Here is an 11467-nt window from a genome sequence, read left to right on the forward strand (position 1 = left end):
AAATTCAGCTATTCTTTAATCTTAAAAGTAAAAAAGAAAGTGTATTTTGGCTTTTAAAAAAAAGTATCAACTAGAATAATTATATAGTATTTTTGCAACATTAAAAAAAATAGTACGTACATGAGAACACTTGTAATTGGCGATATCCATGGTGGTTTAAGAGCACTCCACCAAATAATGGAAAGAGCCAAAGTTACCACAAAAGATAAACTTATTTTTTTAGGTGATTATGTTGATGGATGGAGTCAATCCCCTCAAGTACTAGATTTTATTATAGATTTACAAACAAAACAAAATTGTGTTTGTATACGTGGCAATCACGATGATTTGTTACTAGAATGGCTTGATGAGAGTAAAGACAATCTATTATGGTATAAACATGGCGGTGAAGCAACCGTAAACGCCTATGAGCTTGTAAGCGTAGCTACAAAACAAAAACACATTGCTTTTTTAAAATCATTAGAAAATTACCATCTTGATGATAAAAGACGCTTGTATGTTCATGCTGGTTTCACAAATATAAACGGAGTTAATTTTGAATATTTTCCGGGACAGTTTTACTGGGATAGAACCTTGTGGGAAACAGCACTAGCTCTTGACGAGAGAATGAAAACAGACCACCCCTTTTACCCGAAACGTTTTACATTATATGAAGAAATTTACATAGGACACACTCCTGTGACCCGTATAGGTGAAACCACTCCCGTACAAAAAGCAAATGTATGGAACGTAGACACAGGAGCTGCTTTTAAAGGAGCGCTAACCATACTTGATGTAGATACTAAAGAGTTCTGGCAAAGCGAGCCTTTACATCAATTGTATTTTGACGAAAAAGGAAGAAATTAATTATTATTGCAGTACTTTTACACCATTAAAAAAAAATAAGTATGAAAAAAATTATTACACTAGCATTGCTATTAACAGTAGGTCTGTCACAAGCTCAAGCTTTTAAAGGAGCTGGAGATGTAAAATTTGACCTTGGTGCAACAATTCAAGACGGAGGTACAGGAATAAGAGTTGCAACAGATTTTGGTTTGGGGGAAAACATGTCTTTCGGGATTGCTTCTTCTTATTTATTATCTGTGTCGAATGATGCGCTGGGAAACAAACCAGAATTTGGAGATAGAATTGACGTAAAAGGAAGATTTAGCGCTAATTTAGGAAACGTATTTGAACTAGACCCAAAAATGGATATCTATCCTGGTCTTGATTTAGGTTTGCGCAATTTTGGTGCTCACTTGGGTTTCCGTTATTTCTTTACTGAAGGTTTCGGAATTTTTACCGAAGCTGGAATTCCTATTGCTAGCTACAAAACGAATCCTATAGGTTTTGACAAATTAAACAATCAGTTCTCATTTAATGTTGGAGCGTCTTTCAATTTGTAAAACAAAACTATTTTAAAATAAAAAAAGGCAATTTGAAATTTCAAATTGCCTTTTTTAGTATTTCTATTTATTCAATTACAAATCAAATTTGATTCCTTGTGCTAAGGGTAAACTTGTGGTGTAGTTGATGGTATTGGTTTGTCTTCTCATATACACTTTCCAAGCATCGGAGCCAGACTCACGACCGCCACCAGTTTCTTTTTCACCACCAAAAGCACCACCAATTTCGGCACCAGAAGTTCCAATGTTTACGTTTGCAATTCCACAATCAGAACCCGTTACTGATAAAAACAATTCAGCTTCACGCAAATTGTTGGTCATAATAGCGGATGACAATCCTTGTGCTACTCCGTTTTGAATTGCAATGGCATTTTCTACCGTTCCTGAGTATTTCAACAAATACAATACGGGTGCAAAAGTTTCGTGTTGTACAATTTCAAAAGTGTTATCAGCCTCAGCAATAGCTGGTTTTACATAACAACCACTTTCAAAACCTTCACCAGAAAACACTCCACCTTCTACAAGAATTTTTCCACCTTCGGTAACTACTTTTTCTAATGCTTTATTATACATTTCTACAGCATGAGTATCAATTAATGGCCCAACATGGTTGTTTTCATCCAATGGATTACCAATACGCAATTGCTTGTAAGCCGATACCATGGCATCTTTTACTGTATCATAAATACTTTCGTGAATGATCAATCTACGTGTTGAAGTACAACGTTGACCTGCTGTTCCTACGGCACCAAATACAGCACCAATAACTGTCATTTTTATATCCGCATCAGGAGTTACAATGATGGCATTGTTTCCACCTAGTTCTAACAATGATTTTCCAAGACGAGCAGCAACCGCTTGCGCTACAATTTTACCCATACGAGTAGAACCTGTTGCAGATACCAACGGAACGCGTTTGTCGTTAGTCATCATTTCGCCTACTTTATAATCTCCGTTGATCAAACAAGAAATTCCTTCTGGAAGATTGTTTTCTTTAATTACTTCGGCAATAATATTTTGGCAAGCAATACCACAAAGAGGTGTTTTTTCAGATGGTTTCCAAACGCAAACATCGCCGCAAATCCAAGCTAATGCTGTGTTCCAAGCCCAAACTGCTACTGGAAAATTGAAAGCTGAAATGATTCCCACAACTCCCATTGGATGGTATTGTTCATACATTCTATGTCCAGGACGTTCAGAGTGCATGGTTAAACCGTGTAATTGACGAGATAATCCTACTGCAAAATCACAGATGTCAATCATTTCTTGAACTTCTCCATATCCTTCTTGCAATGATTTCCCCATTTCATAGGAAACTAACTTGCCTAAAGCTTCTTTATTTTTACGTAATTTTTCACCAAACTGGCGTACAATTTCACCGCGTTGTGGCGCTGGCATTGTTTTAAAAGTCTTGAATGCCTCAGTAGCAGTCTGCATTACTTTTTCATAATCGGCAGCGGTTGTTGTTTTTACCGAAGCTATCAGCTGGCCATCTACTGGTGAATGACTTTCTAGAATTTCACCGTTTGAAAAATGATTTATTCCTGTTGACGTTCCTTCGTTTATGGGTTGTACGCCCAATTGCGCCAATGCTTCTTTCATTCCGAATTGATCTGCTATTGTTATCATTGTAACTTTTTTATTAAATATTGTTATATTTTTTTACAAATATATTGATTTAAGCTTGAAAAATACACTTTGGTATTTTATTTTGTTCTAGCCCCGGTAGTAGCGGCATCTCCCGATTTTAAAAAACAAGGCTTTCTCGGCCGTAGTTTTTTTAATCGGGAATACAGCGGATGACGGGAAAAAGCTCCTAAAAAAAACTAGTCTTTAGAAACAAATTTAGGATCGGCCTGCATGACTGTGCCGCACGAATCGCAAGTGCGCAAGCTTTCTGAATTATAGAAATGTTTGAAATGCGGCAGGAAATCTTTTTCGATATTGTGCAGTTCAAAATAAACTTCATGAAGTTTATGGTTGCAATTATCGCAAAACCACAGTAAGCCATCGGTAAAACCTTGACCCGCACGTTTGCGTTCAATAACCAGCCCAATAGAACCCTCGGAACGCACAGGCGAATGAGGCGTTTTGGCTGGATTGAGATACATGTCGCCAGGATGCAATTCCATTTCCTTGCGTTCTCCATCTTCTTGAATAATTACTTTTATCGAACCTTCAAGTTGGTAAAATAATTCCTCCGTTTCATTGTAATGATAGTCTTTGCGGGCGTTTGGACCAGCAACAATCATAACGATATAATCACCAGACTCTGTATATAAATTTTTGTTCCCCACGGGCGGTTTAAGAAGATGACGGTTCTCATTAATCCATGCATTGAGGTTGAAAGGTTTTGCGATTGCCATTTTAGTATGAGTTTCAAAGTTACTAAGCCACTAAGGTACTAAGATTTTAAATGAATCAAGCGACTAATTTTTGACAAAAAAACGAAGGTAGCTTAGCCTTATTTTTGTTTGATTAAATAAAAATAAACGGGAAAGTGATCGCTGAAACCAATTTCGGATACTGAATGACGCAACGGATATCCTTTGTATTGCCCACTGCTTTGTATCAAAAAAGACTTGTTGTAAATACCTGCTTTCCAGAAACGATAGCTGGAGAAATCGGAACGAATTAAAGTTTCGGAAAGCATTATTTGATCAAAAATATCCCAGGCATCTCGGTGCGCAATGGTACCTAAACCTTTCTGAGCCATTTCTTCGAAGGGGTTGTAAATCCCAAATTGTGGTACGGAGTCTTTTTTGGCTTTGGCGCCAAGCCCTATTTTTACGCTTTTATTATAAGGTCCATCATTGAGATCGCCCATGGTGATGATTTTTGCTTCAGGATTAATGCGCTGCAAAGAATCAATTATTTTTCTGTTCAATAAGCCTGCTGCCTCGCGATACGGGCTTGATTTTTTTTCACCTCCAGAACGCGATGGCCAGTGGTTCACAATAATATGGACTTCCTCACCCTCTAGAAAACCAGTTACTAAAAGTTGGTCTCTAGTATATACTCTATAATTTTTAGTGTTTACTTGAGGTTTATCATCTGTTATATCCTCAGTTTTTTCGAGAACCTCTTCAGTTTGTGAGTTTCCTTTTTTATAAAGATATAAAGGGATATTGCTAAAGCTAGTGGGTTGGAATTTCTTTTTTTGATACAACAAGGCTACATCGATTCCTCTTTTATCGGGCGAATCAAAATGTATGATTCCGTAATCTTTATCAATGATTTTTGGTTCTTTCACAAGGTCTTCTAGTACAGCACGGTTTTCTATCTCGCATCCACCAATGAATGTGGGTGAATCTGGATTTTCTGAAGAACCAATTTCTGCAAGCACACGAGCTAGATTACTAAGTTTTTTTTGATATTTATCATACGTCCATTTCTGGGTGCCCTTAGGTGTCCACTCCTCATCATAAGTGTCTGGGTCGTTTATGGTGTCGAATAAATTTTCGAAATTATAAAAAGCTACAGTATGAATAATGTATTTTTTGGATTGAGCATTCCCAACCGAACTCCAACCCAACAAAAAAACGAGTGCTAATAGGGTTTTGTAAAACCTAACTTTAAAGTACAACATAATTAAAATCAATTAATTCAGGATAAAAATAGTGATTTGTATCGAATTTCGTATTCTTTCTTAAATGACTATCTTTGAAATCATAAACCGTGTTGCTTAATTTGATGAAACAGTATACCAATACACACAACATTTATAATCCCATTTTTTATTGGGTACTATTGTTTATTTTTGTTTTTCGAACATTCCCTTGTCAATCCCAACCCACTATGATAACACCACCTTATTTACAAAAAGGAGATACAATTGCCCTTGTAGCAACAGCCAGAAAAAATATTGATGATAACTTAAAGCCAGCAATTGACTTGCTACACAGTTGGGGCCTTGAGGTAATCATTGGAAGAACGATTGGATTAGACAACAACCAACTAGCGGGTACAGATGAGCAACGCGCAGCCGATTTTCAAGCGCAGTTAGACAACCCTAACATCAAAGCAATTTGGTGTGTGAAAGGCGGCTATGGCACGGTTAGAATGGTCGACTTATTAGATTTTACAAATTTTAAAAAAAATCCAAAATGGATCGTTGGTTTTAGCGATGTGACCGTATTACACAGTCATTTGAATACCTTAGGATACCAATCGCTTCATGCCATCATGCCGCTCACTGCACCAAGAGCAACTCCGCAAGCAGTTGAATCATTAAGAAAAGCTTTGTTTGGTGAGAAATTATCATATTCAGTCACATCCTTTTCAAAAAACAAACTCGGAAAAGCAACAGGTCAATTAGTTGGCGGAAATTTATCCATCTTGTACAGTCTATTTGGCTCTAGATCTGCAATTGATTGTTCTGATAAAATTTTATTTATCGAAGATCTAGATGAATATTTGTATCACATAGACCGAATGATGATCAACTTAAAGCGCAACGGTTGCCTCGAAAGCATTAAAGGAATTGTGGTAGGATCTATGACAAAAATGAAAGACAACGATATTCCGTGGGGAAAAAATGCGATCGAAATTATTGAAGACGTTACACAAAAATACTCAATTCCAATATTGTATAATTTCCCAGCCGGGCACATTCAAGACAATAGAGCATTGATTTTGGGAAGTAAGGTCACACTAGACGTGCAGGAAAAAGGCGGAACGCTTACATTTGAATAAATAAAGCCTCCCTCCGAAGGAGTGGGAGACTTGACAGAAGCAGTTTAGGAACGTATGCAGTACACTGAATTATGTTTTTTTATTGATGAATTTTAGTTGCAGAAATTAAAAAACTTGAAACCTCAAAACTTGAAACAAAATTTTTAAATGGCTGAACACAACGAACTTGGCAAACTTGGAGAAGAAATGGCTGTTGAATTCCTCCAAAAGGAAGGCTACACTATTTTGCAAACCAATTATACGTTTCAAAAAGCAGAAATTGACATCTTGGCTGAAAAAGCAGGTGTTCTTGCCGTGGTTGAAGTAAAAACAAGATCTTCCTTGGATTTTGGTTTACCACAGGATTTTGTGAAGCCCAAAAAAATCCAACTCTTAGTAAAGGCTGTAGATGCTTTTGTCACTCAAAATGATCTTGACTTAGAAGTTCGTTTTGATATCATAGCCATTCTTAAAGAAGATAAATCTTTTGTGATTGAGCACCTTATCGATGCGTTTTATCACTTTTAAACACATTTTCTAGATGTTATATTTGTAACAAAATGTTTTTTTATTTATCTTTGCACTCTATTTACACACTAACTACGCGTAAAATAACGACCAACTAAAAAAAATCCATCATGAAAACTGTTTCTTCAATTGTTGAAAACTACATTAAAACTAAACCTTTTTTACTAAATGCTTTATCACTAGGCATCATCAACTTGACCTCATTATCAAGAAATATAATGACAGAGTTGGAAAGTGAATTTGGTAAAGAAGTGAAACAAGGTGCTGTAGTAATGGCGTTGAAGAGATTGACAGAGGAGCTGGATTTTAGACTCAACCACAAGATCAATAAAGTCATCAAAAATATTGGCGAAATCACCGTTCGATCAGCTTTGACAGACTATACTTTTGCAGCCTCAGAAACGGTTTTGAACAAACAGGCTGATTTAATTGCAGATATCAATGCATTACCAGATATTTTTTATACGTCATCAAGAGGGGTAAACGAAACGAATATTGTAGTAAGCAACAGCATCAATCATCTTGTAGACAAACATTTTGCAAGCGAAAAATTGATTCAGAAACTAGATAACCTGGCCTCAATTACCGTAAAATTACCCAAAGAAAACATTGTAGTTCCTGGGATTTATTATTTCATTTTTCAACGTTTGGCTTGGGAAGGAATTATTATTAACGAAGTAATTTCGACATCAAACGAGTTCACTATTTTAGTAAGTGAAGAACAAGTAGATGTGGCATTTAAAGTAATAAAGGATTTGAAGAATTAAAAACATTCTACAATAAACAAAGCTTCCAGCCTTTGGAAGGCTGGAAGCTTTGAGAATATCTTACTCTCCACCCAACATCTCCATCAATTCCAAACACCTACGCGTAGTTTTAGCATCATCAAAGGTTAATAGCAAACGTAATCCTGCTGGAGTTTGCTTTTCTTTCATTTTGCAAATAGCACTGTTTTTTTGCACAAACTGCAATACGTTTTGAAAACGATTGGATTGGTAATAATCGGATTGTTGATCCGAGACAAAATAGCCAATCATTTTGCCTTGCTTCATCACTAATTTCTCGATTCCTACCCGTGTAGCAATCCACTTAATGCGTATGCTGTTCATCAACGCTTTGGCACGTGGCGGCATTGGACCAAAACGGTCAATTAATTTATCCTGAAAAACAGTAAGCTCTTCCTCATTTTTTACATCACCTAGCTCATTGTACAAACTCAATCGCTCTGCTACATTATTGATGTACTCATCTGAAAACAGCAATTCAAAATCAGTATCAATTTGTAATTCTTTGACGTATTCTTTGGTTTCCAAATTGTTTTCCTCCGGATACAAATCCTTGAATTCATTTTCTTTCAACTCATCAATAGCTTCGTTCATGATTTTTTGATACGTATCAAAACCAATTTCGTTAATAAAACCGCTTTGCTCACCGCCCAATAAATCTCCTGCACCACGAATTTCTAAATCTTTCATGGCAATGTTAAATCCGCTTCCCAATTCACTAAATTGTTCCAAGGCTTGAATACGTTTACGAGCATCTTCGGTCATACTTGAATATGGCGGACAGATAAAATAGCAGAACGCTTTCTTGTTGCTACGTCCTACTCGACCCCGCATTTGATGCAAATCAGACAAACCGAAATTATTCGCATTATTGATAAAAATCGTGTTCGCATTCGGTACGTCTAATCCGCTTTCGATAATGGTTGTTGCTACTAAAACATCAAATTCTCCGTTCATGAAAGCCAACATCAACTCTTCGAGTTTTTTGCCATCCATTTGGCCATGACCAATACCTACTCTTGCATTGGGAACCAAACGCTGAATCATTCCGGCTACTTCCTTAATATTTTCTATTCGATTATTGATAAAGAAAACCTGTCCGTTTCGCTGAATTTCATACGAAATCGCATCTCGAATAGTCTCTTCTCTAAAGCCAACAACATTGGTCTCAATAGGATATCTATTTGGCGGAGGCGTAGTAATAACTGATAAATCTCGAGCCGCCATCAATGAAAACTGCAAGGTTCTCGGAATTGGAGTTGCCGTTAAAGTTAAGGTATCCACATTAGCAGCAATGGTTTTGAGTTTGTCTTTAACGTTGACACCAAATTTTTGTTCCTCATCTACAATCAACAAACCAAGGTCTTTGAAAACTACATTCTTGTTGACCAATTGATGGGTTCCTATCACAATATCGAGTTTGCCTTCGGCTAATAATTTTAATGTTTCGGCTTTTTGTTTTGCGGTTCTAAAACGATTTAAATACCCTATTGAAACCGGCATATCTTTCAAACGCTCGCTAAAAGTTCTATAATGTTGGTAAGCCAAAATGGTTGTGGGAACCAAAACGGCAACTTGCTTGCTATTATCAACTGCTTTGAAAGCCGCACGAATAGCTACTTCGGTTTTACCAAAACCTACATCACCACAAACCAAGCGGTCCATCGGTCTATCGCTTTCCATATCCGCTTTTACTTCTGCGGTTGATTTAGTTTGGTCTGGCGTATCCTCGTAAATGAATGAGCTTTCTAACTCATTTTGCAAATAACTGTCGGGCGCGTATTGAAATCCTTTTTCAAGTCTTCTTTTGGCGTAAAGCTGAATCAAATTGAAGGCAATATGCTTAACACGCGCCTTAGTTTTTTGTTTTAAAATTTTCCAAGCATTCGAACCCAGTTTGTATATTTTGGGAGGCGTACCGTCTTTTCCGTTGTATTTTGAAATTTTGTGTAAGGAGTGAATACTCACATACACAATGTCATTATCGGCATAAACGAGCTTAATCGCTTCTTGTGTTTTACCTTCGACTTGTATTTTTTGCAACCCTCCAAAACGCCCAATTCCATGGTCAATATGCGTAACATAATCTCCAACCGAAAGTGTCGTGAGTTCTTTTAAAGTGATATTTTGTTTTTTTGAATAGCCATTTTTGATGCTGAATTTATGATAGCGTTCAAAAATTTGGTGGTCGGTGTAACACGTGATTTGGTTTTCTTCGTCCACAAAACCTTGATACAACGGCAGCACAATGGTGTGATATTGCTTGCGAATGTTTTCGGAATTGGCTTCGTCTAAACTTTCAAAAATATCATGAAAACGCTTGGCTTGCGCATCATTCGAACAAAACAAATAATTTTTGTAGCCATTGAAATGATTTTCGTTTAAATTATTCAATAACAAATCAAATTGTTTGTTAAATGAAGGCTGTGGTTTTATGTGGTATTCAAATTTTTTGGTAGTTCTAAAGATGGCCTTCGAACTCCATTCGACGATCGAGAAATCCAAAGCTCTTTTTATAAATTCGGCTTGATTCAGAAACAATTGTTCTGGTGAAGCGCGTTTTATTTCCTGTGATAATTTTGCAAAAGCTTCCTCAGCTTTCCCAAATTGCTTGTCAAGTTGTGCTAAAAAATCTTCGGTATTTTGAATAAAAATGACCGTTTTCTCTGAAACATAATCTAAAAAACTTTCTCTATTTTCCTGAAAAACTTTGTTTTCAACATTTGGAATTATAGTGATCTTTTTTTGAGTTGCAATAGACAATTGTGTGGCTACATCGAAGGTTCTGATACTTTCTACTTCATCCCCAAAAAACTCAATTCGGTACGGATCGTCATTTGAAAATGAAAATACATCCACGATTCCTCCACGAACCGAAAATTCTCCAGGCTCTGTAATAAAATCAACTCTTTTAAACTCGTATTCAAATAAAACTTCGTTAATGAAATCTATCGAAATTTTATCATTGATTGCCACTTTTAGGGTGTTCTTATCCAGCTCTTTTCTGGTAACCACTTTTTCAAATAAAGCTTCGGGATACGTGACAATAACGGCCGGTTTTTTTCTAGAATTTATACGATTCAATACTTCGGCACGAAGCAGGACATTAGCGTTATCTGTTTCCTCAATTTGATACGGACGACGAAATGAACCGGGATAAAAAAGTACGTCTTGCTCTCCAATCATTTGTTCGAGATCATTCAAGTAGTAGGCCGCTTCTTCCTTATTGTTTAAAACAATTAAAAAAGGCAACTCTGCTTTTTTGAAAATAGAGCGAATTACAAATGACACTGCCGAACCCAAGAGTCCCGACAAATGCATTTTTACGGCGTTATTATCCTGTAAACACGCAACAATTTGCAGGTTTTGAGGCGCATTATCATAGATCGTGTATAGGGCAGTTTTACTCAACTCGGGGTATATTTGGGTCTATTATTGGTGTATTTGGAATTGCTCGTGTAGAATCTAGCATTCGTCTAAGCTCAGATTCCCCTTCTTCTAGCGGGATCTTACTTTTTTCTACAATTTTATCCATTTGTCTTTGTAGCGAAACTAATTCAAGATTTATTTCTGCTATCAAAAGAACCACTTTTTTATCTGGAATTTGATCCAGGTGTATAAATAAGTCAAGCATTCGAACCTTAGTAACTAGGGTTGCAATTCTACTTTTTATTTGAGGTTTATCAAATTCAAAAGGAATTCTATCCTGTAGCGCAATTGCTTTTTTAGAAAGTGCTTTGGCTTTACGCTGATAGGCGTTGGCTGTGTTTTTTGGTTTTTGAGATAATTCATCAAGAAAAAGTCGGAATTCATTCCAGGAAGACAAACTTTTCTCGGAAGCATCAGTAAGAGGTGTGTCATAAAAATTCCAATTTTTTTGAATGTTTTTTAAGATCACTTCTTGTTTTTGAACTTCTTTTTTGTTTTCCAAAACGCGGTTATCAACCTCATCTTTACAAGAGCTTACAAGTAAAACCAGCATGAGGAACACAAAGGAAGAGTATTTCATTTTTACATAAGTTAAAGTACAAAGTTACAAAGTAAATTTACAATTATGAATTATAGAAATCGAATAACAATCTAGTACCTATATAT

10 protein-coding genes are annotated in these 11467 nt (G+C 36.4%); 5 read left to right on the forward strand and 5 right to left on the reverse strand.

Annotated elements, in window-relative coordinates:
• Window positions 1-120 precede the first annotated feature (120 nt).
• Together FPG59_RS09660 and FPG59_RS09665 are read left to right on the forward strand one after the other, a co-directional pair.
• Window positions 121-846 carry a metallophosphoesterase family protein gene (locus FPG59_RS09660; RefSeq protein WP_086454405.1) on the forward strand — a complete coding sequence of 242 codons (726 nt, stop codon included), beginning with the start codon at window positions 121-123 and terminating at the stop codon, window positions 844-846.
• A gap of 41 nt (window positions 847-887) precedes the next feature.
• Complete coding sequence (locus FPG59_RS09665) at window positions 888-1385, forward strand: DUF6646 family protein (protein ID WP_086454406.1); 498 nt, start codon at window positions 888-890, stop codon at window positions 1383-1385.
• Between the two features lie 75 nt (window positions 1386-1460).
• On the opposite strand, the gene FPG59_RS09670 is transcribed toward FPG59_RS09665, so the two are convergent.
• The 3 genes from FPG59_RS09670 to FPG59_RS09680 all read right to left on the reverse strand — a co-directional run bounded on the left by FPG59_RS09670 (window position 1461) and on the right by FPG59_RS09680 (window position 4974).
• Window positions 1461-3014 carry an aldehyde dehydrogenase family protein gene (locus FPG59_RS09670; protein WP_086454407.1) on the reverse strand — a complete coding sequence of 518 codons (1554 nt, stop codon included), beginning with the start codon at window positions 3012-3014 and terminating at the stop codon, window positions 1461-1463.
• Between the two features lie 197 nt (window positions 3015-3211).
• Entirely contained in the window at window positions 3212-3751 is a 540-nt protein-coding gene (locus FPG59_RS09675) for a 3-hydroxyanthranilate 3,4-dioxygenase (RefSeq protein WP_086454408.1), read from the reverse strand.
• Window positions 3752-3849: 98 nt separating this feature from the next.
• The gene (locus FPG59_RS09680) at window positions 3850-4974 is read right to left on the reverse strand and encodes an endonuclease/exonuclease/phosphatase family protein (RefSeq protein ID WP_254906677.1); all 1125 of its coding nucleotides are present in this window, start codon (window positions 4972-4974) and stop codon (window positions 3850-3852) included.
• A gap of 209 nt (window positions 4975-5183) precedes the next feature.
• Here FPG59_RS09680 and FPG59_RS09685 point away from each other — a divergent pair, with 209 nt between their 5' ends.
• From FPG59_RS09685 to FPG59_RS09695, 3 genes are all read left to right on the forward strand, one after another.
• On the forward strand, window positions 5184-6080 hold the full coding sequence (locus FPG59_RS09685) for an LD-carboxypeptidase (protein WP_086454414.1): 897 nt from the start codon (window positions 5184-5186) through the stop codon (window positions 6078-6080).
• Between the two features lie 147 nt (window positions 6081-6227).
• Window positions 6228-6587 carry a YraN family protein gene (locus FPG59_RS09690; RefSeq protein WP_086454409.1) on the forward strand — a complete coding sequence of 120 codons (360 nt, stop codon included), beginning with the start codon at window positions 6228-6230 and terminating at the stop codon, window positions 6585-6587.
• Window positions 6588-6697: 110 nt separating this feature from the next.
• Entirely contained in the window at window positions 6698-7354 is a 657-nt protein-coding gene (locus FPG59_RS09695; protein ID WP_086454410.1) for an aspartate kinase, read from the forward strand.
• A gap of 60 nt (window positions 7355-7414) precedes the next feature.
• On the opposite strand, the gene mfd is transcribed toward FPG59_RS09695, so the two are convergent.
• Window positions 7415-10783 carry a transcription-repair coupling factor gene (mfd, locus tag FPG59_RS09700; RefSeq protein ID WP_086454411.1) on the reverse strand — a complete coding sequence of 1123 codons (3369 nt, stop codon included), beginning with the start codon at window positions 10781-10783 and terminating at the stop codon, window positions 7415-7417.
• The gene (locus FPG59_RS09705) at window positions 10776-11381 is read right to left on the reverse strand and encodes a hypothetical protein (RefSeq protein ID WP_086454412.1); all 606 of its coding nucleotides are present in this window, start codon (window positions 11379-11381) and stop codon (window positions 10776-10778) included. Before FPG59_RS09705 ends, mfd begins: the two co-directional genes overlap by 8 nt.
• Window positions 11382-11467: the final 86 nt, after the last annotated feature.

Origin of the sequence: Flavobacterium sp. FPG59, assembly GCF_002150205.1 — a bacterium.
In the GTDB taxonomy this organism is placed as follows: Bacteria; Bacteroidota; Bacteroidia; order Flavobacteriales; family Flavobacteriaceae; genus Flavobacterium.

What these genes read in the sequence shown, in the direction of transcription:
- FPG59_RS09660 (WP_086454405.1), top strand. Translation starts at nt 121, where the DNA reads ATGAGAACACTTGTAATTGGCGATATCCATGGTGGTTTAAGAGCACTC.
- FPG59_RS09665 (WP_086454406.1), top strand. Translation starts at nt 888, where the DNA reads ATGAAAAAAATTATTACACTAGCATTGCTATTAACAGTAGGTCTGTCA.
- FPG59_RS09670 (WP_086454407.1), bottom strand. Translation starts at nt 3,014, where the DNA reads ATGATAACAATAGCAGATCAATTCGGAATGAAAGAAGCATTGGCGCAA.
- FPG59_RS09675 (WP_086454408.1), bottom strand. Translation starts at nt 3,751, where the DNA reads ATGGCAATCGCAAAACCTTTCAACCTCAATGCATGGATTAATGAGAAC.
- FPG59_RS09680 (WP_254906677.1), bottom strand. Translation starts at nt 4,974, where the DNA reads ATGTTGTACTTTAAAGTTAGGTTTTACAAAACCCTATTAGCACTCGTT.
- FPG59_RS09685 (WP_086454414.1), top strand. Translation starts at nt 5,184, where the DNA reads ATGATAACACCACCTTATTTACAAAAAGGAGATACAATTGCCCTTGTA.
- FPG59_RS09690 (WP_086454409.1), top strand. Translation starts at nt 6,228, where the DNA reads ATGGCTGAACACAACGAACTTGGCAAACTTGGAGAAGAAATGGCTGTT.
- FPG59_RS09695 (WP_086454410.1), top strand. Translation starts at nt 6,698, where the DNA reads ATGAAAACTGTTTCTTCAATTGTTGAAAACTACATTAAAACTAAACCT.
- FPG59_RS09705 (WP_086454412.1), bottom strand. Translation starts at nt 11,381, where the DNA reads ATGAAATACTCTTCCTTTGTGTTCCTCATGCTGGTTTTACTTGTAAGC.